General features: G+C 52.9%; 28 protein-coding genes and 5 tRNA genes. 19 read left to right on the top strand and 14 right to left on the bottom strand.

The window, feature by feature from the left end; all coding sequences use genetic code 11:
- Nucleotide 1: 1 nt before the first annotated feature.
- A tRNA-Ile gene (locus tag VMC84_RS07355) sits at nucleotides 2-99 on the bottom strand.
- A 100-nt stretch (nucleotides 100-199) separates the two neighbouring features.
- Here VMC84_RS07355 and VMC84_RS07350 point away from each other — a divergent pair.
- Nucleotides 200-1,144 (top strand): TIGR00269 family protein, encoded by a 945-nt coding sequence (locus tag VMC84_RS07350; RefSeq protein WP_325379331.1) that lies wholly within the window; start codon nucleotides 200-202, stop codon nucleotides 1,142-1,144.
- Here the strand turns inward: VMC84_RS07350 and VMC84_RS07345 are convergent.
- From VMC84_RS07345 to VMC84_RS07330, 4 genes are all read right to left on the bottom strand, one after another.
- A complete protein-coding gene (locus tag VMC84_RS07345; protein ID WP_325379330.1) occupies nucleotides 1,141-1,545 on the bottom strand; it encodes a tetratricopeptide repeat protein in 405 nt (134 codons plus the stop codon). The two genes, VMC84_RS07350 and VMC84_RS07345, sit on opposite strands and share 4 nt — an antisense overlap.
- A 73-nt stretch (nucleotides 1,546-1,618) precedes the next feature.
- The gene (locus VMC84_RS07340) at nucleotides 1,619-3,058 is read right to left on the bottom strand and encodes an RtcB family protein (protein WP_325379329.1); all 1,440 of its coding nucleotides are present in this window, start codon (nucleotides 3,056-3,058) and stop codon (nucleotides 1,619-1,621) included.
- 14 nt (nucleotides 3,059-3,072) lie between these two features.
- Nucleotides 3,073-3,492, bottom strand: a complete 420-nt coding sequence (locus VMC84_RS07335; RefSeq protein ID WP_325379328.1) for an archease — start codon at nucleotides 3,490-3,492, stop codon at nucleotides 3,073-3,075.
- A 22-nt stretch (nucleotides 3,493-3,514) separates the two neighbouring features.
- Nucleotides 3,515-3,784, bottom strand: coding sequence for a hypothetical protein (locus VMC84_RS07330; protein ID WP_325379327.1), 270 nt, complete (start codon nucleotides 3,782-3,784; stop codon nucleotides 3,515-3,517).
- 131 nt (nucleotides 3,785-3,915) lie between these two features.
- Here VMC84_RS07330 and VMC84_RS07325 point away from each other — a divergent pair, with 131 nt between their 5' ends.
- The 5 genes from VMC84_RS07325 (at nucleotide 3,916) to VMC84_RS07305 (ending at nucleotide 8,032) form a co-directional block, all read left to right on the top strand.
- Nucleotides 3,916-5,955, top strand: a complete 2,040-nt coding sequence (locus VMC84_RS07325; protein ID WP_325379326.1) for a HEAT repeat domain-containing protein — start codon at nucleotides 3,916-3,918, stop codon at nucleotides 5,953-5,955.
- A 58-nt stretch (nucleotides 5,956-6,013) separates the two neighbouring features.
- On the top strand, nucleotides 6,014-6,436 hold the full coding sequence (locus tag VMC84_RS07320) for a hypothetical protein (RefSeq protein WP_325379325.1): 423 nt from the start codon (nucleotides 6,014-6,016) through the stop codon (nucleotides 6,434-6,436).
- A gap of 127 nt (nucleotides 6,437-6,563) precedes the next feature.
- Complete coding sequence (minD, locus tag VMC84_RS07315; RefSeq protein ID WP_325379324.1) at nucleotides 6,564-7,379, top strand: cell division ATPase MinD; 816 nt, start codon at nucleotides 6,564-6,566, stop codon at nucleotides 7,377-7,379.
- 67 nt (nucleotides 7,380-7,446) lie between these two features.
- Nucleotides 7,447-7,785 (top strand): hypothetical protein, encoded by a 339-nt coding sequence (locus tag VMC84_RS07310; protein ID WP_325379323.1) that lies wholly within the window; start codon nucleotides 7,447-7,449, stop codon nucleotides 7,783-7,785.
- A 16-nt stretch (nucleotides 7,786-7,801) separates the two neighbouring features.
- Entirely contained in the window at nucleotides 7,802-8,032 is a 231-nt protein-coding gene (locus tag VMC84_RS07305) for a DUF2164 domain-containing protein (protein WP_325379322.1), read from the top strand.
- Between the two features lie 15 nt (nucleotides 8,033-8,047).
- Here VMC84_RS07305 and VMC84_RS07300 read toward each other — a convergent pair.
- Nucleotides 8,048-8,132 (bottom strand) — tRNA-Leu (locus tag VMC84_RS07300).
- Between the two features lie 141 nt (nucleotides 8,133-8,273).
- On the opposite strand from VMC84_RS07300, the gene VMC84_RS07295 reads away from it, so the two are divergent.
- From VMC84_RS07295 to VMC84_RS07280, 4 genes are all read left to right on the top strand, one after another.
- The gene (locus VMC84_RS07295) at nucleotides 8,274-9,506 is read left to right on the top strand and encodes an aldo/keto reductase (RefSeq protein WP_325379321.1); all 1,233 of its coding nucleotides are present in this window, start codon (nucleotides 8,274-8,276) and stop codon (nucleotides 9,504-9,506) included.
- A 124-nt stretch (nucleotides 9,507-9,630) separates the two neighbouring features.
- On the top strand, nucleotides 9,631-10,434 hold the full coding sequence (locus VMC84_RS07290; RefSeq protein WP_325379320.1) for a hypothetical protein: 804 nt from the start codon (nucleotides 9,631-9,633) through the stop codon (nucleotides 10,432-10,434).
- A gap of 140 nt (nucleotides 10,435-10,574) precedes the next feature.
- Nucleotides 10,575-11,096, top strand: coding sequence for a putative immunity protein (locus VMC84_RS07285; RefSeq protein WP_325379319.1), 522 nt, complete (start codon nucleotides 10,575-10,577; stop codon nucleotides 11,094-11,096).
- A 139-nt stretch (nucleotides 11,097-11,235) separates the two neighbouring features.
- Complete coding sequence (locus VMC84_RS07280; RefSeq protein ID WP_325379318.1) at nucleotides 11,236-11,457, top strand: hypothetical protein; 222 nt, start codon at nucleotides 11,236-11,238, stop codon at nucleotides 11,455-11,457.
- Here VMC84_RS07280 and VMC84_RS07275 read toward each other — a convergent pair whose 3' ends face one another.
- The 3 genes from VMC84_RS07275 to argF are packed head-to-tail and all read right to left on the bottom strand — an operon-like array spanning nucleotide 11,458 to nucleotide 13,553.
- Complete coding sequence (locus VMC84_RS07275; protein ID WP_325379317.1) at nucleotides 11,458-12,156, bottom strand: DUF1405 domain-containing protein; 699 nt, start codon at nucleotides 12,154-12,156, stop codon at nucleotides 11,458-11,460.
- Nucleotides 12,140-12,649, bottom strand: a complete 510-nt coding sequence (locus VMC84_RS07270; protein WP_325379316.1) for an acyltransferase — start codon at nucleotides 12,647-12,649, stop codon at nucleotides 12,140-12,142. The genes VMC84_RS07275 and VMC84_RS07270 overlap by 17 nt, the downstream gene beginning before the upstream one ends.
- Nucleotides 12,636-13,553, bottom strand: a complete 918-nt coding sequence (gene argF / locus VMC84_RS07265) for an ornithine carbamoyltransferase (protein ID WP_325379315.1) — start codon at nucleotides 13,551-13,553, stop codon at nucleotides 12,636-12,638. Before argF ends, VMC84_RS07270 begins: the two co-directional genes overlap by 14 nt.
- 887 nt (nucleotides 13,554-14,440) lie before the next feature.
- On the opposite strand from argF, the gene VMC84_RS07260 reads away from it, so the two are divergent.
- The 3 genes from VMC84_RS07260 (at nucleotide 14,441) to VMC84_RS07250 (ending at nucleotide 14,725) form a co-directional block, all read left to right on the top strand.
- Nucleotides 14,441-14,513: transfer RNA gene (locus tag VMC84_RS07260), tRNA-Asn, on the top strand.
- Nucleotides 14,514-14,524: 11 nt separating this feature from the next.
- Nucleotides 14,525-14,599: transfer RNA gene (locus tag VMC84_RS07255), tRNA-Ile, on the top strand.
- Nucleotides 14,600-14,652: 53 nt separating this feature from the next.
- Nucleotides 14,653-14,725 (top strand) — tRNA-Phe (locus VMC84_RS07250).
- Nucleotides 14,726-15,150: 425 nt separating this feature from the next.
- Here the strand turns inward: VMC84_RS07250 and VMC84_RS07245 are convergent.
- From VMC84_RS07245 to VMC84_RS07230, 4 genes are all read right to left on the bottom strand, one after another.
- The gene (locus tag VMC84_RS07245; protein WP_325379314.1) at nucleotides 15,151-15,780 is read right to left on the bottom strand and encodes a class I SAM-dependent methyltransferase; all 630 of its coding nucleotides are present in this window, start codon (nucleotides 15,778-15,780) and stop codon (nucleotides 15,151-15,153) included.
- Between the two features lie 436 nt (nucleotides 15,781-16,216).
- A complete protein-coding gene (locus tag VMC84_RS07240) occupies nucleotides 16,217-16,390 on the bottom strand; it encodes a hypothetical protein (RefSeq protein ID WP_325379313.1) in 174 nt (57 codons plus the stop codon).
- A gap of 561 nt (nucleotides 16,391-16,951) precedes the next feature.
- Nucleotides 16,952-17,359 (bottom strand): response regulator transcription factor, encoded by a 408-nt coding sequence (locus VMC84_RS07235; protein ID WP_325379332.1) that lies wholly within the window; start codon nucleotides 17,357-17,359, stop codon nucleotides 16,952-16,954.
- A 9-nt stretch (nucleotides 17,360-17,368) separates the two neighbouring features.
- The gene (locus tag VMC84_RS07230; protein WP_325379312.1) at nucleotides 17,369-19,153 is read right to left on the bottom strand and encodes a sensor histidine kinase; all 1,785 of its coding nucleotides are present in this window, start codon (nucleotides 19,151-19,153) and stop codon (nucleotides 17,369-17,371) included.
- 299 nt (nucleotides 19,154-19,452) lie between these two features.
- Here VMC84_RS07230 and VMC84_RS07225 point away from each other — a divergent pair, with 299 nt between their 5' ends.
- From VMC84_RS07225 to VMC84_RS07215, 3 genes are all read left to right on the top strand, one after another.
- Nucleotides 19,453-20,484, top strand: coding sequence for a hypothetical protein (locus tag VMC84_RS07225; RefSeq protein ID WP_325379311.1), 1,032 nt, complete (start codon nucleotides 19,453-19,455; stop codon nucleotides 20,482-20,484).
- Between the two features lie 105 nt (nucleotides 20,485-20,589).
- Nucleotides 20,590-21,129, top strand: coding sequence for a HEAT repeat domain-containing protein (locus tag VMC84_RS07220; protein WP_325379310.1), 540 nt, complete (start codon nucleotides 20,590-20,592; stop codon nucleotides 21,127-21,129).
- A 122-nt stretch (nucleotides 21,130-21,251) separates the two neighbouring features.
- Nucleotides 21,252-21,566, top strand: coding sequence for a hypothetical protein (locus tag VMC84_RS07215; RefSeq protein ID WP_325379309.1), 315 nt, complete (start codon nucleotides 21,252-21,254; stop codon nucleotides 21,564-21,566).
- Nucleotides 21,567-21,953: 387 nt separating this feature from the next.
- On the opposite strand, the gene VMC84_RS07210 is transcribed toward VMC84_RS07215, so the two are convergent.
- Nucleotides 21,954-22,160, bottom strand: coding sequence for a hypothetical protein (locus VMC84_RS07210; protein ID WP_325379308.1), 207 nt, complete (start codon nucleotides 22,158-22,160; stop codon nucleotides 21,954-21,956).
- A gap of 121 nt (nucleotides 22,161-22,281) precedes the next feature.
- Here VMC84_RS07210 and VMC84_RS07205 point away from each other — a divergent pair, with 121 nt between their 5' ends.
- The 3 genes from VMC84_RS07205 to VMC84_RS07195 all read left to right on the top strand — a co-directional run.
- The gene (locus tag VMC84_RS07205; RefSeq protein WP_325379307.1) at nucleotides 22,282-22,890 is read left to right on the top strand and encodes a winged helix-turn-helix domain-containing protein; all 609 of its coding nucleotides are present in this window, start codon (nucleotides 22,282-22,284) and stop codon (nucleotides 22,888-22,890) included.
- The gene (locus VMC84_RS07200; protein WP_325379306.1) at nucleotides 22,887-24,473 is read left to right on the top strand and encodes an OPT/YSL family transporter; all 1,587 of its coding nucleotides are present in this window, start codon (nucleotides 22,887-22,889) and stop codon (nucleotides 24,471-24,473) included. Before VMC84_RS07205 ends, VMC84_RS07200 begins: the two co-directional genes overlap by 4 nt.
- A 235-nt stretch (nucleotides 24,474-24,708) precedes the next feature.
- A partial coding sequence (locus VMC84_RS07195; RefSeq protein ID WP_349256755.1) for a DEAD/DEAH box helicase occupies nucleotides 24,709-25,141 on the top strand: 433 nt, incomplete at its 3' end.

Genomic DNA, 25,141 nt, shown 5'->3' with positions numbered 1-25,141 from the left:
ATGGGCCCGCTGCGATTTGAACGCAGGGCCTCTCGGTTATCAGCCGAGCGCTTGTCGCTGCCTTTCGGGGCAGTTCCGACCTGGCTAAGCTACGGGCCCAACATCTTGTGTAAAAGTCATTACTACTACATAAAAGTTATGTTCAAAGCCGCAGACATAATGGATTTATATAAGTTACAATGATTTCAGGCTGAATCCAATGAAGTGCGATAAGTGCGGCAAAGAAGCCGTCATTTTCCAGAAGTACTCGGGCATGCACCTCTGCGCCCACCACGAGATCGAGGACGTGGAGCGTAAGATCAAGAAGCGTATGCGGCAGGAAAGGATGGTCGTCCCGGGGGACCACGTGGCCGTCGCGATGAGCGGAGGTAAGGACAGCGCCGCCGTTCTCTCAATTTTAGTCGAGACGTTCGGCGCCAGGCCGGACATTAAGTTCACCGCAATCACGATCGACGAAGGCATTGAAGGGTACCGTAATTTTTCTCTCCCGAAGGTGAAGGAGCTCTGCGACCGCCTCGGCGTGCCTCACTTCGTCGTTTCTTTTAAGGACGATGTCGGCTGCACGCTGGATGAGATGCTCACGCATGACCGGAAAGAGGCGTCGTGCACTTACTGCGGCGTCTTTCGGCGCACTCTGCTGAACACGATGGCGAAATGGATAGGCGCCAACAAGCTGGCCACCGGCCACAACCTGGACGACGATGCCCAGACGGTCCTGCTAAACGTGATGAACGGCGACACTGAGCGATTAGCGCGCCTCCGGCCGACCAGGCCCCAGGAAGGCCTCGTGCCCCGCATCAAGCCGCTCATGGACGTGCCCGAGAGGGAAGTTGCGCTATATGCGTTCCTGAAGGGGCTGCCCTTCTACATGGGTGAGTGCCCGTATGCCCGCGAATCCCTGCGGGGCGAGATCAAGGACATGCTGAACGACTTCGAGGCCCGGCACCCGGGCACGAAATATTCTATCATGCGCGGGTTCGACAATATGGTGGGCTGCCTCAAAGAGAAATATCCCCAGGTGCCGTTAACGAAATGCGAGATCTGCGGGGAGCCGGGCATCAAGGGCGTATGTCAGACGTGCAGGCTGAAAGAGCGCATTAAGATCGCGGGCAAGTCGCCAGTAAAAGAGCAGGAAAAGATTTAAGTTTTTCTTTGGGCGACCGCGTTCTGGAGCTTGAACTTGATCATCTTATCGCCCGGCGAGAGCTTCAGGGCCTCGTCGTATTCTCTTATCGCCTCGCTGTACTGCTGCCGCCTCTCGTGGATATCGCCTATCAGCAGATGGGCTTCCGCGTTGATCGGATCGATGCTCAAAGACCTGCCCAGCTCTGCGAGGGCATCGTCCATCCTGTTCTCATGATAAAGCTCGTAGCCCTTCTTGAAGTGTTCGTCGGCTCCCCGCGTGGCGCATTTACCGGGAACCAGGTCGAGGGTAATGCGGTTATCGTGCGCGCATTCCCCGAACTCCGGGTTGCAGTCAGGGTGCTGAGGAATGATGATCTCGGGCGGGTTATCACAGATGTCCTTATCGTCTTTTTTATCCATGATGAAAAATCAGCGATTGCATATATATCTTTATTCTATGCAAATCGCGCTCCCGTTAAAAACTATGAACATGTCATCCCTTTGCCACTGCGATGGGTACGAGCCTGGCGACCTTCTTCGAGATACCCAGCCGGTCCACGACGGCGACGACCTCGTCGATCTCTTTGTAAACTTCGGGGGCTTCTTCGGCGATAGCCGAGTCCTTAGGCGCTTTCACGACGATGCCCCGCTCCAGAAGCTGCCGCTTCACTTCGTTGCCCCGGATATCCCTCAGGGCCTCGTTGCGGCTCATCACGCGCCCGGCGCCATGGCAGGTGCTGCCGAAGGTGAGCTCCATGCCGCGCTGCGTGCCGGCTAAAACGTAAGAGGCACTGCCCATGCTGCCCGGGATAATAACGGGCTGGCCCACGTCACGATAAGCGACGGGGACCTCGGAACGCCCGGGAGCGAAAGCCCTCGTCGCGCCCTTACGGTGGACGCACAGCCTCTTCTTCACGCCGTCCACCTCATGCTCTTCGAACTTGGCCACATTGTGCGCGACGTCGTAGACCAGGTCCATCTTTATATCCCGCTTATAGTGTTTCCTGAAGGCCTCGCGCACCCAGTGAGAGATGATCTGGCGGTTCGCCCAGGCGTAGTTTGCGCCCGCGGCCATCGCGGCAAAGTAATCCTTCGCCTCGGTCGAGGATAGCGGCGCACAGGCAAGCTGCCGGTCGTAGAGACGGATGCCGTACTTGTGGGAGGCCTGTTCCATTACCCTTACATAATCAGTGCAGATCTGATGGCCTGCACCCCTGGAACCGCAATGTATCATGACGGTGACCTGGCCCTCCTTCAGCCCGAACGCCTTTGCGACGGCCTCGTCATAGATCTTCTCGACCTTCTGGATCTCCAGGAAGTGGTTGCCGCTGCCCAGGGTGCCGAGCTGTGGCCGGCCCCGGTCGAAGGCTTTTTTAGATACTTTCGCGGGGTCTGCGCCTTTCATCTCTCCGTTCTCCTCGCAGTGCTCCAGGTCTTCCCTGACGCCGTATCCGTTCTCCACGGCCCACCGGGCCCCGCTTCGAAAGACTTCGGCGAGCTGGGCGTCATTCACGCGGAACTTAGACTCCGAGCCCAGGCCCGATGGGACGGCCTCGTATAATGCGTTGATCAGGTCGACCTTATGGGGCTTGACATCCTCGGCCGTCAGCTCAGAGCGGAGCAGGCGCACCCCGCAGTTGATGTCGAAGCCAACGCCGCCCGGGCTGATGACTCCCGTCTCAGTGTCAAAAGCGGCCACGCCGCCGATGGGGAAGCCGTAGCCGATGTGCACATCGGGCATGGCCATGGAGTACCTCTGAATGCCCGGCAGCGTCGCCACGTTCGCCGTCTGGTCCAGGGCGCCGCTCTCCAGGCCCTCGATCAGGCGGTCCGATAAAAAGATGTGCCCGGGCACGTTCATGCCGGGCTTGTAATCCTTGGGGATCTCCCAGACGTCCTCGGAGATCTTCTTCAGCTTATCCGCAGCTACCATGCATTATCATCCGGTTAAATGTCCAATAGTACTTGTGCCTCATATACGTTATCCTTTTTTTCAAAGCGCAGGTCGTGGAAAGTCACGGCTTTGATGTGCATGAAAACGTCGGGATGGCGCGCTATGCTTTCCCCGAACACCTTCGCTTTTAACTTAAAGGTGCACCTTTGCTGCTCGACGTGCGCCTCGAACCGGCTGAATACGATGCGGTCCACTTCGAAGACGTATAGTAGCTCGGACAGCCAGTCGTAGAGCAGCGTATCGAGCGCGTCGCTCTGCAGCTCGACGCTTTTTTCTATTTCCGGCCGGACATTCGCCGGGTCGATAATAAGGCTTGACATGGCCCGTGCCGCGTTCACGAAGGCCTCGTCCTCCGTCCGCCCATAGGCGATGAACTCGGCGTCCGCCGTGTGCTCGATATACTGGAAATCCATGATGAGAAAAAGTAAGCGATGCTTAGTATAAATAGGTCATGAGCATCGTATCGTCGATGACGTCGATGTACCGGGCCTGCGTGGCGGACACATATAGCGTATGCTTGCCTACCGGTATCTTAATGTCGCTGGGCTTGGGCTTCTTGATCGCGATCGGTAAAAGGACCGGGCCGCCGCAGGACGTGCAGACACGGTAGTCCCGCCTCTGCTCGTTGATGAAATTGACGACTTCGGGGGTGACGAGGAACTGCTTTGCAAAATCACCATTGTTCTTTACCCTGGTGTCTGCCATAGTGGAGGATAGAATGCTGCTTCCGGGAAATATACTTGTCGCCCGTCACAAGAAGGTTTTAATACCAGGCAGTTTAAATACCTGAACTGCAAACGGGGATAGGGAAAGGCAATATAAAGACGTTTGATCGAGTGGTGACTGAAGTGGTGGAATATCCCGGTAATAGCTGGAAAGGCGAACAGTTGCAGGAAGCTCTCAAAAGCAAGGACGTTCTTTTAAAAATGGGCGCCATCCGCGTTCTACAGGAAAAGCCGAAGGATGAATACGTCGCGTCTCTCATCGATGCGCTAAATGACAGTGACCGGCTCATCCGTATCAATGCGGCAATAACACTGGGCAAGGCAAAGAACCCGCTCGCCGTTCCCGCGCTCGTCTACCACGCCGTCGCCGACTCGGATAAAGACGTGAGGCAATATTCGTCCTGGGCTTACCGGCAGATGGACTATGCGAAGGCATCGCCGTATCTGGTAAAAGTCCTCCTGGAAAGCGATAACGGGGATGCGGTACGCTTTGCCGCCAACGAGATCCGGCAGAAGAACGACGTGAAGGCCATCGACGCGCTCACCCAGCGTTTCCAGAGTATAGGCATGTATACGGGCTACGACCTGGACATGCCTGCCATCAACGGCCTCTACGAGATCGGCTACGCCACGGTGGAGCCGCTCGTGAAATGCCTGGATAACGACGATACCCGGGTCCAGGCCAACGCGGCCTACGCGCTGGGCAAGATCGGCGATGAGCGGGCCATCCAGCCCCTGATCAATCACCTCGCGAAGGCCGACATGGAGATGCGCTCCCGGATCAGCGACGCGCTCATCAAGACCGGCCGGGTGTCCATTCCGGCGCTGGTAAGGCTGCTGGATAACAAGGATAGCGAGCTGAAGTGGATCGCCGCATACAGCCTGGCCCAGATCGGGCCGGAAGCCGAGGCGGCCTTGCTGAAAACGCTGAAGATGCGCGGCCCCCAGGCCAGCGAAGAGATCATCTATGCGCTCGGCATCGCCGGAAGAAAAGACTCCTTTAGTCCATTATATGACATTTACATATCCACGCCCGACGACAGCGTCAAGGCCTGGTCAGCCATCGCCCTGGCGAACATCACGGCCTCGTCCTATAACACTATCCAGGACCGGGCGTCCGCGGGCAAATTTTTAGACGAGCTTGGCGACCAGCTCAAGCCCCATATGCTGCTCTCGTACGAAACGCTCTACTCGCTCGGCAAGATATACATCGAGCGTGCCATGACCACCGATGTCGCCGTGTTCAAGACGAACGTCGGCACGGGGGTCAAGTGCTTCGACCTCTCCATCATCGAGAGGGATAATGCGGCCTCGCGGGCGTTCCGCCTGTTCTACGGCTCCTACCTGAAGCTGATGACGTCCAAGTCCTCGGAGATCATGAATTACATCGAGAGAGACATCCTGGACATGAAGAAGGAAGCCGAGAGGTCGAGCAATAAGAAGGAGATCGTCTTCCTCATGGACAAGCTGCTCAAGGTCCTCCAGGGCGCTTACGAGGATCGGGGATTCGACTTTATCGGGAACTTCCGGGGCTACATGGATTACTGTAAGCAGATGGAGCCCTTCCTGGACGACTTTTACCAGGCCGAAGAGCCAAAGAAGCCCGCATCTAAGGAGCAGCCCACGCTGCATGCCGACATCGGCATGATACAGGATAAGATCGACGCGCTCATCCGGTCGTTCCAGCAGCGCAACGACACCGAGTCCGTCGCCTTCGCCTACCGGCTCTCCACCGAGGTCGCCCGCCTCGACACGGGCATCTACGACGATTACAGGGTCGTGGAGTCGTGCCTGAAGAGCCTCGCCAGCCGCATGAAGCTCTCGAACGAGGAAAAGTCCGACCTGTTCTTCAAGATCATCATGATCAGCAAGAACGGCATCTCCCAGATCCAGCTCGTGCTGGACAGGATGCTGAAGGACGCGAACGTTGCGCCGCCGGTCTTAAAAGCGGAGATCACGGACATAACCGAGGAGACAAATAACCCAAGCAACCTCGAGTACCTGACCATGGCTATCATAATAATCATCGTCGTGGCGATCATCGTCCTCGCCCTCAATAAGTTCGACATCGTGCCCCTGCCGTTTAAGCTGCCCATAAGCTGGCTTAACCCCTCGCTGACGGATGCCCTGATCGGCACGGGCGTCCTTTAAGCTTTTTACCCGGTTTATTCGCTGACAATATTTTAGCATATCGCGGTCGTCCTGGTATATGGAGTTAGGCATGGCCGACGATAATCCGGACGTATATGAAGATATTGACCTGGCCGAGGACTTCCCGGATATCGATGATATCGAGGGGTATATCGAGCAGGAGAGCTATTATGACCGCACAAAGGCCGAACGCACCTATTTTTACCGCCTTGGCAACACCCTTTCGACGACCTTCGTGCCCTGTGCCGACGTCGACTGCGAAGGCGTATTCTATGTCCGGGACATCATTGCCATGGCCTATAAGAGGCGGCGGAAGCACTTGGAGGGGGACTTATCCTGCCCGGTCTGCCGGGAGCAGAACAGGAGAGGCAAATGTTGTAAAGCGAGATTTTCCATCGATGTCAGGTACAGGCGGCCCCGGCAGGAGCCGAGGGAGGAGACATCAATACCCGCTCCGGAAGACCGCTACGACCTGTATTAAAAGAAGCCCATAAATTATAAATGATTTGAACCATCACATAGCATTGAGTAATGGCCTAAAATTATGAGGTTATTTAGTAGTGGGGCTTAAAAATAAAAAGGGTGGTATTGATCAGGAGCAGTTTTTCATGACCAGAGTATACACGGTCGCCTCCGGCAAAGGCGGCACGGGGAAGACCATGACGGTGGTCAACCTCGGCACGGCTCTGGCCCTCCTCGGCAAGAAAACGGTTATTCTGGACGCGGACATAGGCATGGCCAACCTCGGCCTCGTGCTGGGCCTGGAGAGGACCAATATCACGCTCCACGAGGTCCTCGCCGGCGAGGCGGAGGTTTCGCAGGCCGTCTACGAGCTTCCCACCGGCTTAAAAGTCGTACCCAGCGGCATTTCTCTCCGCGGTTTCCAGGGTGCAGACCCCGACCGGCTTCAGTTCGTCATGAGCGAGCTGGTGAAGGACGCGGACTACGTGATAATCGACGCTCCTGCCGGCATAAACAAGGACGGCGTCATACCTCTCGCCATAGCGGACGAGGTATTGCTCGTCGTCAACCCCGAGCTGTCCTCCATGCTGGACGCCGCGAAAGTGGAGGCGGTCATAGACATCGTCGGCGGCACCCTCGGCGGCATTGTCCTTAACCGGGTCCCGCCATACCGGGCTTCCCAGACGGTCCAGAGCATCGGCCAGGTCATGAACGCCCCCGTGCTCGCGGTCATACCCGAGGACTCGAACGTCCGCACGGCCACTGCGTTCAAGACGCCCGTGGTTATCCGTTATCCCGAGAGCCCCGCGTCGAGGGGCTACAAAGCTCTGGCAGCCAGGCTGTCGGGCGAGAAGTTCGACCAGGCCCAGCAGCAGAATATGCCGCCGGCCCATCCACTGCTCAGCCCGAAGAAGGAGAGCTTCGTCGAGCGCCTGACCCGGTCCGTTTTCGGCGATATATAGCCGTGTCTTTGAGCCCGCCTGCGTCTCAATACTTATTTAAATAATTACTGGACTTATGGTATCTCGGATGAGGACGCAAGTCGACACGCACGGCGATGTTAACATTTATCGGGTGGACGCCCGGGGCCAGACATTCTATAAGACCGATCCTGTCTTCGGAGAGCCCATCCACGGCAAGACGGTCGACGAGGTAAAGAAGAGCATCGACGCAAAAAAGGCTGCCGGCGACACGCGGGCCGAGGTCATGGTGCACGAGGGCAAGAAGATATTCCGGGTCACCGACGGCGGTAAGGTCCATTTTATCAGCGAGCCGCTCTTCGGCGAGGTCATAGTCGGCGATACGCCCCATGACGTGGCGCTGGGCATCACCCGCAGGCACGCGATCCTGGGACTCGAAAGAAGGTAATCCTGGTAGTTATCTTATGAAGAACAGCAAATTTAAACTGACAAAAGAGAAAAGAAACGAGTTTATCCTTTCGATAAAGAAATATTTTTTAACGGAAAGGGAAGAAGAGATCGGCGACCTGGCAGCGGGCCTGTTGCTGGACTTCATCATCGAAGAGCTGGCGCCGGAGTTCTATAACCAGGGCGTTTATGATTCTTATAAATATATGGAAAACAAGATCGAGGATATCTTATCGATTCAAAAATGACAGCCTTATACCAGGTGCGGGGAGTGCGATTCGAACGCACGAACTCCTACGAGATAGGGTCCTAAGCCCTACGCCTTTGACCTGGCTTGGCAATCCCCGCAAAATGGCGTTCTCTTATGACGTTTTATAGGACTTAAATATTCGCATCGGGCATAGCGAGAAAAGCTTTATGTAATTAAGCGATACGTTCACCTAATATCGATATTACATTGATCTTTTTGCCTAACAGGAGGAAAAAAGGATGCAGTACAGGATAATGAAAAGCACGGGCGACAGTCTGTCCGCCCTGGGCTTTGGGTGCATGCGGCTCCCGAGGAAAGGCGTGGGCACCGATGAAGAACGTTCTATAAAGCAGCTCCGCTACGCCATCGATAACGGCGTGAACTACCTGGACACAGCGCTATTATATCCTGGAAGCGAGACGGTCGTGGGCAAGGCGCTGCAGGATGGTTACCGCGAGAAAGTAAAGATAGCGACGAAGCTGCCGTATTCCCAGGTCCAGAAACGGGAAGACATGGATAAACTCCTCGACGTCCAGCTCCAGAAGCTGAAAACGGACCATGTCGATTATTACCTGCTCCACAATCTCAACCTGGCCGCGTGGGAGAAGTTCAAGAGCCTTGGGGCCATCGACTTCATAACGAAAGCAAAAGCCGACGGCAGGATAAGGCATATGGGCTTCTCGTCCCATACCAGCACGCCAGAGTTCAAGAAGCTCGTGGACGCGTACGAATGGGAGTTCTGCCAGATCCAGTACAATATCCTGGACGAGACCAACCAGGCCGGAAAGGAAGGGCTGAAGTATGCCGCCTCGAAGGGCCTCGGTGTTATTATCATGGAGCCCCTCCGGGGAGGCAGCCTGGCCAGGGCTCCGCCGGCCGAAATCCAGGCGATCTGGGATGAGTCTGAAGTAAAAAGAACGCCGGCAGAATGGGCGCTGAGATGGGTCTGGAATCATCCCGAAGTGACCGTCGTTCTCTCGGGAATGAACGTGGAGGCGCATATCGAGGAGAACCTGCGCATCGCGAACGATGCCTTACCGAACTCGCTTTCGGATAAGGATATGGCGATCATCGAGCGCGTGAAGGAGACCTACCGCAAGAGACTGAAGGTTGGCTGCACGGGCTGCCAGTACTGCATGCCGTGCCCCGCCGGCGTCAACATACCGGCCTGCTTCGAGGCGTATAATAATACGGCCCTCGGGAACCCTATGATGGCCCGGATTAATTACATGATCAATGTGGGCGGCGGCCTCGACGGGAGCAGCCCGAAGGGGTTCGCGTCCCAATGTAAGAGCTGCGGCAAGTGCGTCAAAGTATGCACCCAGCACATCGACATCCCGGCGCAGCTCAAGGATGCGAGCAAGGCGATGGAAAACCCGACCTCGAAGGTCATGTTCGGCATCATGAGGCCGGTGATGAACTTCTACATGAACAGGGAGCGGAAGAAGAACCTCAAGAAGGCCCGGACATAAGCTATAAAGCTCCGCTATCCGCCCGATGGCGGAAACATTTTTTATATCTTCTTTATATCTTATCTTGTTATGGCCGACAAGATCCGGGAGTCCCCGTTGTCACTTTTCCACAGAGGTGAAAGCGTTGGACCTGATAAAAAACATGAAGCTTGACATAATATCCGTCATATCCGGAATAATTATCGGTGTCATTTTAGGCGTTGCATCTTATCTCGCTTATACTTCCATATTTCACGAGAGCAGCTCGGAATTCTATCTATTCGCATCCCTTGCCCTGATAGTCAGCCCGCTGGCCGGCAGCATGATCAGCGCGCTATTGGCAAAAAAGAATAAGCCTGCAGCACTGCTGATAACCGGCAGTGTCATACTGTTTACCTTAATTGTTCTGTCCATTTTATCTTACCTGGTCCTTCCGTTGTTCTTTTATGAAAGCGTACAGCTGCCTGATACTTCTCGCACGGGCGCTCACATGCCCTCCGGCCTGAATTATCCGATACCGGGCGCTGGCACCGGAACGCTAATCGCGGAAGATAATTACTCCAACGTCGTCGTCCTTAGCGACTACGATCATTCGCCTTATGCCAGTACCGTGTATCTGATCAACAAAAGCGGCAATAAGGTACTGTGGAGACAGAGTTTTAACGATGACGTCATTGCCGCCGCAATCGATCGGGGCACGTTGAACCTTTTCCACGACAAGATCGGGTATTACATCAACACGGAGAACGGCGAATTCGTTAAGACCATTGTCCGGCTGGATAATTATTGGCAACTCTATACGTCCAGTAATAAGACGTACGTGCAAACGACCTTCGAGACCTCCGTCCTTAACGCCGACGGGAGCGTCGATTCCCATCAACAGATGTACATGAATATTACGGCGCTAGGCTATTTTATATGTGGTTCTGAGGGCCGGATTATGAAATAAGGCTGATAAAAAAGATGAAAATATCGACCAAGTCAGATTACAGCATTTCCCGTAGATACCTGCCCGTAAACGATCTTTCATTTTTCGCCAATGTCCGTTGATAGAAAGAATATTATTCTTATTAATCCCACTATTATTGAATGCCAGTGATGCGTGAAAAGATAAGGCCGACCGTCGTATTATACGAAGTCCGCAGATCGGTCTCTGAGATACTCGACAGGCCTTTCACGGAGCGCATCGACCACCAGATTTTCAGGCCAGACCAGAAGATACTTGCCGTTTGGGCCGCCGACTGTGCGGAGCACGTCCTCCCTTATTTCGAAGAGGTACGCCCGGATGACGATAGGCCTCGAAAAGCCATCGAAGAGTGCCGCGAATGGGCAAGGACCGGCGTGTTCCGAATGAAGGTCATACGCGCGGCTTCGCTCTCGGCCCATGCGGCCGCCAAAGAAGTCAAAGAAAATGATGCCGCCTGTTTTGCGGCACACGCCGCGGGGCAGGCTGTCGGGACCGCCCATGTCAACACCCACGCGCTAGGAAGCTCCATATATGGCATTAGATCTGTCGCAGCCTATACGGGTAATATGGACGACGGCCTCGTTAAAGAGCGCGAATGGCAGCTAGAGCGATTACGCACGTATGCCAGGCAGGTATACCGATAACCCGGCCCTCTGCCATCAACCCTTATCATCGACCACCATTTGCCACTGGTAAAACGTATTCGGCTGAAGCTTCGCCCTGGCCGAAAGCGGCAAGTATATTACACATTTGCGTTAAAGACAATAGTCAGGTAGGGATTGAATGACAGTAGAAACCCACGCTATCATCCTCGACCAGGGCGAGGACGTCATCCACGGGCTTTACGAAGGAATGGAAAATGGCGAGTTGATGACGAAGCTGACGCAGTCGAGCTTCGCTCATATCGCCATAAAGAACCTGAAGTTTATCCGGGTCGCCGAGGCCCATGAGACGGGCGGCCACAGCGGCCACAGCATATGGGTCGAAGTGACGATAAGCTTTTGATCACGTTTTTTCCGGGCTAACGCCCGGCTCTTTTACCGTCAGGGCCCATTTTCGGGATACGGCATAGATCAGGACGATAAAAATCAGGGTCATGGCAAAGGTAATGTACATCATCGAGCCCAGCTTAGCCTCTAAAAAACTAAAGCCGCTCATGCCTCTCGTATAGTATTCCATGAGGGCCAGCGGGTGAAGCCGCATGACCCCCCCATTATATGTGAATAGCACGAAGTAGTCCATGAAGTCCTGGAGCAGGAACCAGGCGCATGCCGTCATCCAGGAGAAGATGCCCGCTTTTTTAATATACGGCAGCAAAAAGATGCTTTCCAGCGCCATGCCGCAGTGCGATATCCATAGCGCGGAGGACATGAGCGCGTTCTCCGGGGCGAAGTAGACCTCGCCAAAGTAGATGAGGACGAACATGGTCCAGGCGCCATACATGGCCAGCCCGACAGCCGTAATAACGTTGAACGTGTCGTTGGGCTTGCCCATGGCGATGAATAGCAGCGCGAAGATCATGAAGAACGTATAGAGCGGACAGTCCGGCACGAAGAGCCAGTAGTACCAGGGCGTCATCATGAGCTGGTCCCAGTAGTAATAAAAGCCGAAGGCCGAGCCTATGACGTTGATCAAAATGATGAGCGCCAGGAGGCGCTTATCGCCGTAGACCAGGTCGACGACGAATTTAACCGGATTGAACATCGTTTTCCCTCTCGATGATCTTCGCGGGCACGCCGCCCACGAAGGCGCCGGCGGGCACGTCCCGGTTGACGAGCGAGCAGGCTGATACTACGGCGCCGTCGCCGATTGTGACTCCCGCGAGTATGGTGGCATTGGCGCCGATAAGCACGTTCTTACCGATGATGACCCTGCCCGTCCTGTACGTGTCGATAAGGTACTCGTGGGCTAAAATAGTTGTCCGATAGCCGACGACGGTGTTATCGCCGATCTCGATCAGCTCGGGATAAATGATATCCACCGTAGCCTCGAGTGCCATGGACACGTGCTCGCCGGCCTTGACGCCCATGGCTCTCATACACCCGATCTTGAGTTGAAGGGAGGGGCTATACCGAACTACTTGCAGCAATAAAAAGTTGAACGCCACGACGACGGGGTCCCGGTCGTGGTGCCAGCCCCACAGCGAATTAAAGCCTTTGACGGCGGCCGGATGTTCCGTTAACTTACGCTCGGGCATTGTTACCGATTAGCTTTACGAGCAGCGCTTTCTGGACGTGCAGCCGGTTCTCCGCCTGCTCGAAGATGGCGGAATTCTTACATTTCATGACGTCGTCGGTGATCTCCTGTCCCCGGTGTGCCGGCAGGCAGTGCAGGACGACGCAGTCTTTTTTCGCCAGCTTCACGAGGCCCATGTTGATCTGGTAATCCCGGAGGTCCTTTAGCCTTTTATCTTTCTCGGCCTCGTCGCCCATGGATACCCAGACGTCCGTATAGAGCACGTCCGCGTCCATTGCGGCGGCCTTAGGGTCGTTCGTGACCTCGATATCGCCGCCCATCGCCTGCGCCTTTTTAACGACATTCGTGTCGGGCTCATATCCCTTCGGGCACGCGACGCTCATCTTCATCCCCGTCATGGCCGATGCCAGGATCAATGAATGACAGACATTGTTCCCATCGCCTATCCACGCGAACCTGAGCCCTTCGATGTATCCTTTTCTTTCCCGGATGGTCATGAGGTCGGCCAGCGCCTGGCACGGGTGCTCGTGGTCCGTGAGCCCGTTGACGACTGGCACAGTCGCGTTCTTCGCGATCTCGATCACCGTATCGTGGCTTTTCGCCCGGATCATGATGCCGTGAACGTACCCCGAGAGTATTTTAGCCGTATCCGGCAGCGTCTCGCCCCGGCCGAGCTGCATCATCCCCGGGTCCAGGTATACTCCATGCCCTCCCAGGTCGGTCATGCCCACTTCGAACGACACTCTTGTCCTGGTAGATGATTTCTCGAATATCATGGCGAGACTCTTGTTCTTCAGGTAGTCCGTCACGACGCCTTCTTTCCTCTTCTTCTTGAGGTCCTCTGCCAGCTCGAGAATGCCGTAGATGTCATCGACACTCAAGTCTGCGATGGATATGATGTGCATTAAACCTCCGCTCTTGGAAAAGTTAATGAAGTAAATAAATCGCTTTCAGGTTATAAATCTATCTTTACTTGGAGCCGAATGGGATGTTTTTATTAGGCCAGTATAATTAATCCGCGGTCGTCGAGACATTTTGGAGATGGCGGGGGGCAATGAGTTTTTTCTCTTCAGAGTAAAAAGCTGATCCAGTGGTTCCGTGTTTGTTGTGTTATCGTTTGTCCTTTGTTCGTGTGGTTCGCTGATTTGTCCGGTTTTTCAACACGAAAACACGAATTCTTTTATATCCCACGTAAGTCTCGATAATCACTAAGGTCCATGCCTGGCGCTTAAAACACGAAACAAGCCTCACGGAGAACACTAAATTCACCAAAGGATTGAAACACGAGGGCGGCATGATCCTTATGCTTTATTTAGATATGCTTTCTCTAGTGTTTCAAATAATTTAGTGAGGTCCGTGCCTTTGGGAGGTTGTTTGGTGTTTTGACGCCAAAGCATCCATCTTAGTGATTTTCGTGCTCTTACGTGGGATATAAAAATTTTCGTGTTTTCGTGTTGAAAAACCGACGGGCTGTGCGAAAATGGAAAAATGGCAAAGGACCGCTAAACAAATATTGATCCACTGCGCTTAGGTCTTGCGTACAAGCCCTCCACAACTGCGGCCGTGCGAGTAGGGTGCTGCGCTGCGCGGAAGCGCCCCTACTTACCGGCCACAGCCATCGGAGAACCTAAAAAGACGATTAGACAGCCATCAGGCTGGCATAGACCCGCGAAGAGGCCCGGCATTACGATGATTTTTCATAAACACAGAACCGTTAGTTATAAATATGTTAGATACCAGTAAAAGTGGTGTTAAATCCCCAAATATAGGATTTCACGATATCTATCTCGCTGCCGCCATAACTCAGTTGGTAGAGTGGCTGGCTGTTAACCAGCATGTCACAGGTTCGAGTCCTGTTGGCGGCGCTTAAGGTAAAGGGGGTGTAGCTTAGCCAGGTCAGAGCGTCCGGCTCATAACCGGAAGGCCATGGGTTCGAATCCCTTTACCCCCACTTAAAAACCGGCAAAGTTACAAATATCAATGCCTTAAACATTAAACCATAAAGCCCTGTTAGCTCAGTCGGGAGAGCGCCAGACTGAAGATCTGGATGTCGCTGGTTCAAGTCCGGCACAGGGCATATTCCTTTATAAAAGGCTTATTTTCGACTGTGCATGTTTTATTTGGTTTTGTTCACAATCTGGTTGACACGGGTGAAATAAACCCTATAAATGGTTCTTTAACCCGTCATCCAGATAATACATCTGTCTTTCTGTTCTTTTTCAATCCTAGTCTGCTCTTCTCGTCTAATCTTATCCTGTTCTCGCTCGAACTCCATTGTTTTACCGAACTGCCATTTAGCCGCAAAATACGACGCAAAATATGATATGACACCGCCCACTAGGGCACCTGCTAATGTCGAAAATGCTGCTTCTATTGTTGCCGATATCATCCAATTTTCCTATTCCTATTATCTAAACAATGCCTGAATGAGCAATAATGGGGTTATTGATGAGATCACTTTGTCCTCAAACCACCCTTTTGCATTTTAGTGTTCGTGGTTTCCTATTTTTTCTCCATGAAGATATAATTAACCATGTGCTCAACGTTCTTTCCCTCTATAACTATTACCTTAGCATCTATGATCCTAAAGTAAGGCTCATACAGGACTTTTAATTCCTCGAGGGATGAAAAATACAAGATCGTTCCGAGCTGGGTTCCACGAACTTTACCCGCGCCGCCGAAACTGGAGTCTTCCTCGTTAAAGCAAACGGAGAGATACTTAGCCCCCAGGTTTAACAGCCCGTGGACATTTCGGACGTATCTAAACCGATCGTCAGGGAAAATGTGGTGTAACATTTCCCAATCATAGGCAAAATCAAACATTTCTCTAATATTGTGTAGGTCGCCGAGGATGTCGGCAATGATGAACCTGCACTTTACGCCTTTTTTCCGGGCGTTATCCCGGGCGATCTCGATTGCCCTGGGCGAGATATCGATCCCAGTCACGTCAAATCCCCTACCGGCCAGGTAAATGGCGTAATTCCCGGCCCCACAGCCCAAGTCCACAGCCCTACAGGGCTTGACGCATCCGCTATCCACCAGGTCTACGAGGGCTTGTGGAGGAGTCTCGATGTTCCAGGGTATCTTATCCAGCGGTACAGTCCTGTACACTTCATCCGTCTCTATCGGCAATTAGACCATCTCTAATAATATAATATATACAAGCTATTTGTATATGAGAGTTATTTTATAATCGTTCGGTCATATGGGTAATTTTGTGAATGAGGAGGACAGGATTAAAATCAAGGATATAAGCAGCGATAATGTTTTCGTATCTTTACAGGCGAGTCTGGTGGCAATACAAAATCAGCCGAGTCCTCTACTATTTTTTGATGGCGTGCTTAAGCCAATTCTACCATAGTCTACAAAATTCTCACAATCAATAAATGGGGTTTTAAACATTAGTTATTATGTTTGGCGCTCGTCGAAATAGTGGTTTAAAGGTAAGGTGTGTTATATAAAATAAACAATCATTTTTAGTTACAATTTTTTGAAAATACCATCGAAGTTTTATATTATATAGTTTTATTTAGACATAAGTTAAACTTCCATGAATCGTAAAATTTCATTATGGGCGGCAGTTAGAGCCACTATGCATTGTTTCAGGTCTTCTCTCTACGCTACTGCACTTTTCAACCGCATTGTTCATCACATCGAACTGTGCTTGCACAATTTGCATCGATTGCCGGATTTTAAACAGATACTCATGGAACTCTTGATCAAAAACAAGTTCATCGTTCATATGAGAAAAACGTTGTTATAAGTCAATAATTATTTTCTAATAATAATATGTGCATAAATAGTCTATAATGTGAGTTAATGTATATGCCTTGCATGTCCAGGTCTTTAAAAAACCTGTTGAAGATAAGCTATACGGGTGAAGGCTCGAAGATCGCCAAAGAGTTTTAAATCCCGGTTCTCCGTAATTCGACTCGTTATTATCGTTTATCGGGATCAGACTGGAACAACGAATCCAACACTAAATTGGGTGCCCCCATACCGCGTAACCGATTGCGGTCAGCGCGTTGAAATAGTCGATAATCTGAATTGGAACGGCACAGTGGACATTTACTATGGCATTCATAATGTACAAAAGAAATGCTTTTTAAAGCGTTTATTTAAGTAAACCGTTATCGATACCATCTTAATGATAGCGATTACCGTAATCGTGGCTGCCTTGCGCCCAATACTAATTATTTAGGTTTAAAGATATTTTTATATGGTTGAAACATGAAATGCCATATTTATTATTCAACCGCTGGCAATATAACCACGAACCCGGCGCCCTGCGAGTAGTCGTCTTTTACGTAGCCTCCGGCCCATTCCCGGCTGCTTTGCGCTGACTTCCGGCGACGCGTTCCACTGCGTCGATCAAGTCCTTCATGCTCGATGGCTTCGCCAGGAACATCTCTGCACCTGCCTTGAGAGCTTCATCTCTCACGGCCGAGTCTGCGCTCAGGAAAATGAACATCGACCCATTATACATCTGTTTCATCTCTTTCATCACCTCGATGCCGTTGGTAGAGGTCAGGCGGTAGTCCATTATGACGACCTCCGGCTTCGGGTTGTGCTCACGGAACTTCTGCATTGCCTCGCGGCCATCGTACGCCTTAAAGCAGACCAGTATCCCCTTCAAATCCAGCATCGCCGCGATAAGGTCTGTCAGGGCTTCTTCATCATCAACTATGGCGACTCCCCCGCTCCACTGCATGGTCAAGAGTTAAAGCCCCTCCCCGGCCAAGATTGCGGGTAGTGTTATCACGATCCTGGTGCCCTTCGACTGGTCTCCGGGCACCCTGTCGCGGACCTCGATAGTCCCGCCGGACATTTCGACTAGAACCTTTGCCGCGTAGAGATTGAGGCCTTTGCCTGGCGGGACGGTGGAATCGCGCTGAAAGCGCGTGAAAAGCGTCTGCTTTACGTAATCCGGGATGCCGGCGCCATCGTCGTCTACGTTCGTGACATATTTAATCTGTCCATCCGCTTTAGACTCGCTCACGTCTATATCCACCGAGGAGCCGGCGTTCCTGATCGCTTCTTCGATGACGTTGCAAAAAGCGCGTTCAATATTGGAGACTGCTTTCAAAACTCGCCCTTTTTGTGGTGAGTACCGGATGTTGATATGCCTTTCTTCTTTCTCCTGTGCTTCTTTGATACAGTCTACGATCACATCGTTGAGGTCGACATATCGGAACGTTCGGAGCTCGGTAACGGCCACCTGAATCGCTTTCACGTTCCTGATGATCGCCGCGCTATCGCCGACGGCATGCTTAGCGCCTTTCAGGTACCCCTGTTGCCGGTCGTTGAGGCTACCGGTCTGCTGCGCGAGGTCCAGGCTTGACAGGATCACCTGGTTGAGGTTGTTGATATCGTGGCCCATCACGTCCACGTACAGGTCCGATCGCTTCTTCTCCCCGACGATCTTCTCCCGGGCTTGCGTGATCCGGTCGGACATGTCCTTGAAAGCCCGGGCGAGGTGTCCCAATTCGTCTTCCCGGTCGTAGGGAAGGAGCTTGCCGAAATCCATGCCGGGCTGGTACTCCTTCGCCGCAGCCGCTATGCGATAGATGGGGTTGGTTATGTAATTTCCTATAATGTACGCCATGCCCGTGGCGAGAGCGGCCAGCAGCAATACTGCAAGCGCGATCATTGCCGTGGCATTATCGACAGGTCGATCTATTGCACTATCCGGTATTGTAACAAGCACGCCCATCGTGTACCCCGGGACAGGAGAGTAAGCGACTATCGACGAGCCTTGAAGGGAGAGGTTCGCAAGATCGTCCACCCCCTCCTCGCCCTTAAGAACTTTCTGCACGGCGGGCAAGGATAAAAAGTTCAGGCCGCTGGTAATATACCTCTTGTCGTGGCTAAAGACGACCCGGCCACTACTGTCCACGAGGTAGATAGACTGGAGCGGTACCAGGGACCGTGCGCTCTGGAGCACGTTCACGAACTGGTCGACGTCGAGGGCGCCGACGAGGACGCCGATTGTGGAATTGCCATTCTTTATCGGCGTGCCGACGAAACGTGTGAGCCGGCCTGTGTTAGCATCCAGGGCCGGTGGGCCCATGAACGTCGTACCGGTCTGCAAAGGCCCTGTGATGTACGGGCTATCTTTAAGGTCTTCCCCGACGTGGCTGCCGTACGGGCTGCTAGATAGCACACGGCCGGACGTATCGGTCACGAAAATCCAGTAGTAGAGCGGGGTAGCAGCGTCCATCTTTTCCGTCTGATCGTCCAGGGCGGCAATATCTCGCCTGTCCAGGGCATTTATCAGCTGACTCCGCCCTGCCTGCGCCTCCATCGCGAATATGGAGCGGCCCAGGAAATTGGATGTTAGAGATCCGATGACCCGGGACTCCTCGAGATAATCGTTCTGGACGTTCTGCTTGATGACGTTATGGAAATATAATGTGCCGAGGGCTCCCAGTAGGATCACCGGCACGAGCGCGATCAATAATGTATAGATGATCGACTTGCCCTTGATCGACTTAAAATTAACCATAACATAAGTAAAATTCTAATCCGGGTTTAAATTAAAAACGCAAATAAAAACTAAAATACCCGTATATCTGTCCCACCGGCTTTTTTACACAGCTTTAAACTGCTATCCCCGACGTACTCCCCATGGCTAAAGTTCGTGGGCTTTCTCGTGTTTTTTCGTATATTGCCAACTATATCAAAAATAGGCTTATTTATCGAATATTATGGCGAATACATGACTTTTATAATAAATTCTTATTATTTGACCAATAATTTTATAATCTAAGCTATTATCTTATTAACAATTAAGGGAGTTAGGATATGCCTGATAAACGCTTAGTTTTACCATTAATAACGGTACTGATAGCGGCGCTATTCTTCATTTCGCCGGTACTCGCATGTTATTACCCGGGGCCTACCGGGAGCAGCATTACCGTATTTACCCATACTTCCGATGGTACTCCATTGCCTGGTACACAGTTAACTCTGTACGTTTATAATGGCTCGAAGACAATTGCTACTGAATCGGGAAGCACCGGCCACGACGGAAAGTTCACCTTCCCCAGCGACGGGAGCGACACGACGGGATTGAGCTATAAAGTCCATGCGACCTATTATGGCGACACAGTTACAGTTGAGTGTGTAGAAGGCTCGCCACATTCGGCCGACTCGGATATCTTCACGCTGGGCGACGGGAACAAGCCCATCAGCCTGACAATAGATGGTGTCACGGTCATTCACAGCGGCACTGGCGATAGCCCGGCTCCGACTACGAATCCCGAGCCTACGACCAAGCCCATCATCCCGAAGGGCGACCACATTAGCTATCCTCCTATGGCAGATGGTGACGTGGCCGGCACTGTTTCGGGAGTCGTTCTTTCAGCCGATTCCGCTCAACCGATCAAGGGCGCATACGTGGCCATCGTCAAGGCGGACGGTGTCCGCGTCGAGTGCACCAGCCCTAACGTGGAGTACAGTTGCGCATATACAGATGCCAGCGGGTTCTTCCAGTTCAACGGCGTCAACAGCACGAAGGAAGCGATCTATAAGCTCTACGTAACGGATGGCTGCGGCAATGTCGCCTATTCAGACCCCTTCATGGTGAATTCCAGCCAGTCCGTCCAGATCAACGTGCAGCTCGCCAGGAAGAGCTGTGATACGCCGGCCATATCCCCGACGCCCACAGTGACTGTCGAGCCTATTGCCACGCCGACCGAAGAAGCGACGGTAAGCCCGTCACCGTCGGCTGAAGCGCTCGCGATGCATGCGGACATGGCCGTGAACAGCCCGAGCATCATCGACCAGATCGCCGGATTTATCGGCGACCTGATATCCAGCATAATACCGAAGTAAATGGAGCCCGTATATGGCTCCACCCTTTTTATTTTAGATTGGTAAGCTATTTACATATTTAACCCATTCAAGAATTAACAATTGATTAATTCAGGAGGAAAGCATATGCCGGGCTTTTTTGATAAGCTGCTTGGAAAGGACGACCGGGGAAAAGTACAGAGCATCGGATACCTGGGCAACATGAAGGACGAAGCCTCGCGAAAGAAACTAATCACTTTCCTCGAAGGCGAGAACGCCGAAGTCAGGGCGGCTGCCGCGGGGGCGCTGGAGCAGCATTTCACGAGCGGCGACGTGAAAGCGATCGCTGCGCTTACAAAGGTGCTGGATGATCCAGATGCCGGCGTGCGAAAGAGGGCAGCACTGAGCCTGGGCGGGTTTATCGTGCAGGCGCCGGAGGCCGGCGAAAGCAAGGCCGCGAAGCAGGCCATTATTGCACTTTTAAAGCGGGAGACGGACGAGGGCGTGATCAAGAATGCCATAATAAGCCTGGCGAATGTGCAGGACGCGTCGCTCACCAACCCCATTGCAGAGGCGCTCAGGGGAAAGGATAAAAAGGTCGTTTCAATGGCCATCGACGCCATAAACGATCTGCCGCCGACGGATATCCGGCTCGATATGAAAAAGGCGCTTAGGTCTGCCCTCTGATCCTTTTTTGCCGTTGAAGTATAGTTCCTGGATCGTAGTTTTATTCATATGTGCCTTGCCGGAGCGGCCGCCCGCTAAAAACATACGTCATCTATTCATTGGCATGAGGCTAACAGAGTATCATGCATAAGCTGACGCTTCTGATGACCGTTTTTCTGGCCACGGCGCTGCTGGCGTCTCAGGCGGGCAGCATGGACATAAAGTCGGGCAACACAGTACCGGGCTTGCGGTCCATTTGCAGGGCCCCGGACTCCTGGCTGAGCTCGGCGTTAAACGGTTTTCCCATTGTACAACAGCTGCCTGCATTCCTTAGCAGCCAGGAAAAAAGCCTGAACGATATGGCGCCGGGCATTTCGTCGCTCCTGCATAGCCTGCCCGCGGGTAAAGGCTCGGAACTTGAGGGATGGATACTAAAAGCATCACCCCGATACTTATAAGAAAAGGGAGGCCCGGCAGAGGGGTGCTTTTGCAGGGCCGTATTCAACGATCTCTTCTCTGTGGGAGGATATGATAATTTGAATGTTGGTGCCCCGGGCGCGTATGTAGCTGTTGGTCGCCCGGGGAACCTCTTTGGTTTGGGTATGGGTGGGTGTTTTGGCTAATTCGGCATCTGGGAGGCCTTGTAATCGTGTTATGAGACTGTTTTGCAGGTCTTATTAAACACTAGTTATTATTTATCATATAAATACTTGCTGGTTTGAGTTTATAATATATAGGTTTTCATTTTATTTATTATAGGCATTTTTATGCATCATTTTTTAAATATAGCCAGAACTATGCAAAAAATCGTACCGGGCTTTTTAGATAAAATGTTAAAAAAGGTATTACGTAAGCTTGTTTAAGCCTACGAGGCGCTCGACTTCTCCGCGATGGTATTTTACCCGGTGCTGTAAATCCTTATCTTCCGGGTTCTGCTTGAGCTGGTCTTCCCAGTACTTGAGCTTGAGGCGCTCCAGGGCAAGCTCATTCTGCACGGTCTCCTCTTTCTGGTATTTCCGGTCGGCTTCCATGATCTCTTCGTTATAGGGCATAGGTCGTCGATACATAGTAAGTCCGCTTTTTAAATATCTTTTTCCTGGAGCATATATAATCCATTAATTAAATTTAAGCGTGCAAAAAGTTTTAAATATATTGAGGCATAATCATCTATATATGCCTGAGAAGCCCGACCCCTCCATCCGGGAAGTCCTGGTAGTGGATGACCCGGAAGCCATGAAGCTGCTCCTGAGCGGAAAGTACAACGAGATCATGGACCTGATCGATTCCCATGAAATGTCAATTGCCGACATCGCGAAAACGCTGAAGGTCAACCCGGGCTCCGTACATTACCATTTAAAGGAGCTGGAAAAATATGGCCTGGTAAAGCTTGTCCGGGAAGAGACAAAGGGCAACCTCGTAAAGAAATATTACCGCACGGCGGCCCGGAACATTTACCTGGACGGTTCACGGTTCAAGATGGCCGGCGGCGACGACCCGATGGGAAGATACCGGGAACAGCTGGCCGGGCTGCTCGCGCCGTTCGGGTACGACTTTCCGCCGGAGCTTGCCGGGCAGTTTAACGATGCCCTGAAGCGCTACGATAAGCGGCGCAAGGAGCTGCTGCGGCAAATACAGGATGTCCACGTCGACATGGGCGACAGCATGCTCGCCCATGACGCATACTGGGTCGCAGTGCGCCTCAAGGAGATCGAGGATAAGGAAATGACAGACATCCAGGAAGAGATACGCGCTCTTTTATCAAAGCTGAGGGATAAATTATGAAAGACCGGATCGTCATCGTGTCCGTCGGCGTCCTGTTCAGTATCGTGGACGCGTTCGTCTCCATGTACATGGGGATGAAGACCGGCTTTAGCGATGGCGTCTGGGTGCTACTGCTGTTCCTCTCCTTCATCATCCTCACGGCGGCGGGCATTCGGTCACGCTCGAAGAGCCTGTTATGTATTTCCGCCATCACCATGGGCTCCACGGGCGTCGCCATTGCCTATACGGACGGCCTGGGCGCCGTCATCATGTCGGGAAAGCCGTTCGCAGTCCCTGACTATGCGATAATGGCTATCCTCATGCTGTCTGGCGCCATCGGCATCCTCTTCTCATATTATTTTACAGGCTATTTCCTGAAAAGCGGCTTCCCGTGGCCTACGGCGAAGGTCATGGCCTCGCTCGTCAACATGCTCACCGCCGAGAAAAAAGAGGTGAGCCGTAAAGTATACGTTATCCGCATGGGCCTCTCCGGCGCCTTATCAGGCGGCATCGCCGGCCTGCGGTCTTTCGGCCTTCTGCCCGAAGTCGTCGGCTCCGTGAACGTTGGAGTCGGCATGTCTCCGATGATGGCCGGTATCGGCATGATCATAGGCTGGCGGGGCAGCCTCCAGATCGCCATAGGTGCGCTCGCCTCGCTGGCGGTCTTCCTCCTGTTCGAGTGCCCCGGGACGGAATATACCGCGCACATGCGGAACCCGTGGATATTCTCGACGTCCATATCCATGATGGTGATGACGGCGCTCATTACCATGTACGTCGTTCTCAAGCCCGCCGTCTCATCGACGGTGCAGCGCCTTAAGGAAAGGAGAACGGCAGCCACGGACGGTGGAGCTCTAACCATTAAGAGGAATGACGCGGCCCTGCTGGCCTCGCTGGCGTTCGCTGCCGTCCTGATGGCCGTGTTTCCCGGGGTACCGGTGTGGATATTCATTGCCTGCATGCTCATCGCCGTGCTGTTCATGGTCATCGAGACCCGGGGCAGGGCGGAGATGGGCATGGGAGTGGGCATGTCGTCTTTCGTCATACTGCTCGTCGCGGGCCTCGCGTTCAACGATATCGTCCCGCTGCTGGTGATGGAAGGCTTCGTCGTGGCGACGATCATTACCTTCTCGCTGATGCTGTCGATACAAAAACAGTCCGAGTTCTGCGGCGTCGATACGAAGGGAATGGCATCGATGGCGCTCATCGGCGTGGTGACCGGCTCCGTGATATGCGTGCCCTTATTGAGATTTTTCAACGCATTATACGGGATAGGCTCGACTTCGCTCCCGGCGCCCTTCAGCGTGATGTGGCTGGAGATGGCAAACACGGCCACGTCGAAGATCGTCTCCCCCTCGATCAACCTGTACATGGTGCTGCTCGGCGCCGTACTGTCGCTCATCCTGTACCACTTTAAGATATCGGCGGTCTCGGTCGCCCTCGGGCTCCTCATCCCGGTATCGACCTCCGCGGCCATCGTCGTCGGCGGCATTATAGCGTGGGTTGTCGAGAAGAAAGGCTGGCTCAAGGACGATAACGGCATCACTGCCTCGGGTCTCATGGCAGGCGATATCGTCGTTAGCATCCTTGCCTCGCTAAGATAATTATAACAAAAAGGATTTTTTCGACGTCCGTCTGGCGGTCCATGAAGCCGGACACCATAACTATATATGATAGGATTACATTGGAGAAGCCGTACCATCGAAAGGCAACAAATTCACCAGGGACGACACGTGGTCCACGTTTTTATCGAGCCAAACGCTCTTTAATTCCCGTACCGATTTGATCTTCGGAGCTGAAAATCGTTGCCTGAGGACGGCATCGGAGATATTTAAACATATGACAACGTTTCAAGAATTATCATTGAGTCCCGCTACTATTAAAGCAATCACCGGCATGGGTTTCGAGGAAGCCACGCCCATCCAGGAGCAGGCCATACCGGCGGCGCTGCAGGGCAAGGACGTCATCGGGCAGGCCCAGACCGGGACCGGCAAGACGGCCGCATTCGGCATACCGATGGTCGAGACCATAGATCCCCGCTCCGGAGACATTCAGGGTATAGTAATTACTCCCACGCGTGAGCTGGCAGTGCAGGTCGCCGAGGAATTGAATCGAATAGGGGAGTTCCGGGGCATCCATACGCTGCCCATCTACGGCGGACAGGATATCAAGCGCCAGATCAACGGTCTCAGGAGAAAGCCCCAGATCATCGTCGGCACGCCCGGGCGTCTCGTCGACCACATGATGCGGCGGAAGACTATATCGCTTAAGA

The sequence above is a fragment of the Methanocella sp. genome (assembly GCF_035506375.1).
Lineage (GTDB): Archaea > Halobacteriota > Methanocellia > Methanocellales > Methanocellaceae > Methanocella.
The sequence above is the reverse complement of the archived record's forward strand: the minus strand, read 5'-3'. Positions and strand labels throughout refer to the sequence as shown.

Excerpts from the sequence above, each read along its gene's own strand:
- VMC84_RS07350 (WP_325379331.1), top strand. The coding sequence starts at position 200 with ATGAAGTGCGATAAGTGCGGCAAAGAAGCCGTCATTTTCCAGAAGTAC.
- VMC84_RS07345 (WP_325379330.1), bottom strand. The coding sequence starts at position 1,545 with ATGGATAAAAAAGACGATAAGGACATCTGTGATAACCCGCCCGAGATC.
- VMC84_RS07340 (WP_325379329.1), bottom strand. The coding sequence starts at position 3,058 with ATGGTAGCTGCGGATAAGCTGAAGAAGATCTCCGAGGACGTCTGGGAG.
- VMC84_RS07335 (WP_325379328.1), bottom strand. The coding sequence starts at position 3,492 with ATGGATTTCCAGTATATCGAGCACACGGCGGACGCCGAGTTCATCGCC.
- VMC84_RS07330 (WP_325379327.1), bottom strand. The coding sequence starts at position 3,784 with ATGGCAGACACCAGGGTAAAGAACAATGGTGATTTTGCAAAGCAGTTC.
- VMC84_RS07320 (WP_325379325.1), top strand. The coding sequence starts at position 6,014 with ATGGAGTTAGGCATGGCCGACGATAATCCGGACGTATATGAAGATATT.
- minD (WP_325379324.1), top strand. The coding sequence starts at position 6,564 with ATGACCAGAGTATACACGGTCGCCTCCGGCAAAGGCGGCACGGGGAAG.
- VMC84_RS07310 (WP_325379323.1), top strand. The coding sequence starts at position 7,447 with ATGAGGACGCAAGTCGACACGCACGGCGATGTTAACATTTATCGGGTG.
- VMC84_RS07305 (WP_325379322.1), top strand. The coding sequence starts at position 7,802 with ATGAAGAACAGCAAATTTAAACTGACAAAAGAGAAAAGAAACGAGTTT.
- VMC84_RS07295 (WP_325379321.1), top strand. The coding sequence starts at position 8,274 with ATGCAGTACAGGATAATGAAAAGCACGGGCGACAGTCTGTCCGCCCTG.
- VMC84_RS07285 (WP_325379319.1), top strand. The coding sequence starts at position 10,575 with ATGCCAGTGATGCGTGAAAAGATAAGGCCGACCGTCGTATTATACGAA.
- VMC84_RS07280 (WP_325379318.1), top strand. The coding sequence starts at position 11,236 with ATGACAGTAGAAACCCACGCTATCATCCTCGACCAGGGCGAGGACGTC.
- VMC84_RS07275 (WP_325379317.1), bottom strand. The coding sequence starts at position 12,156 with ATGTTCAATCCGGTTAAATTCGTCGTCGACCTGGTCTACGGCGATAAG.
- VMC84_RS07270 (WP_325379316.1), bottom strand. The coding sequence starts at position 12,649 with ATGCCCGAGCGTAAGTTAACGGAACATCCGGCCGCCGTCAAAGGCTTT.
- argF (WP_325379315.1), bottom strand. The coding sequence starts at position 13,553 with ATGCACATCATATCCATCGCAGACTTGAGTGTCGATGACATCTACGGC.
- VMC84_RS07240 (WP_325379313.1), bottom strand. The coding sequence starts at position 16,390 with ATGAACGATGAACTTGTTTTTGATCAAGAGTTCCATGAGTATCTGTTT.
- VMC84_RS07235 (WP_325379332.1), bottom strand. The coding sequence starts at position 17,359 with ATGCAGTGGAGCGGGGGAGTCGCCATAGTTGATGATGAAGAAGCCCTG.
- VMC84_RS07230 (WP_325379312.1), bottom strand. The coding sequence starts at position 19,153 with ATGGTTAATTTTAAGTCGATCAAGGGCAAGTCGATCATCTATACATTA.
- VMC84_RS07225 (WP_325379311.1), top strand. The coding sequence starts at position 19,453 with ATGCCTGATAAACGCTTAGTTTTACCATTAATAACGGTACTGATAGCG.
- VMC84_RS07220 (WP_325379310.1), top strand. The coding sequence starts at position 20,590 with ATGCCGGGCTTTTTTGATAAGCTGCTTGGAAAGGACGACCGGGGAAAA.
- VMC84_RS07215 (WP_325379309.1), top strand. The coding sequence starts at position 21,252 with ATGCATAAGCTGACGCTTCTGATGACCGTTTTTCTGGCCACGGCGCTG.
- VMC84_RS07210 (WP_325379308.1), bottom strand. The coding sequence starts at position 22,160 with ATGCCCTATAACGAAGAGATCATGGAAGCCGACCGGAAATACCAGAAA.
- VMC84_RS07205 (WP_325379307.1), top strand. The coding sequence starts at position 22,282 with ATGCCTGAGAAGCCCGACCCCTCCATCCGGGAAGTCCTGGTAGTGGAT.
- VMC84_RS07200 (WP_325379306.1), top strand. The coding sequence starts at position 22,887 with ATGAAAGACCGGATCGTCATCGTGTCCGTCGGCGTCCTGTTCAGTATC.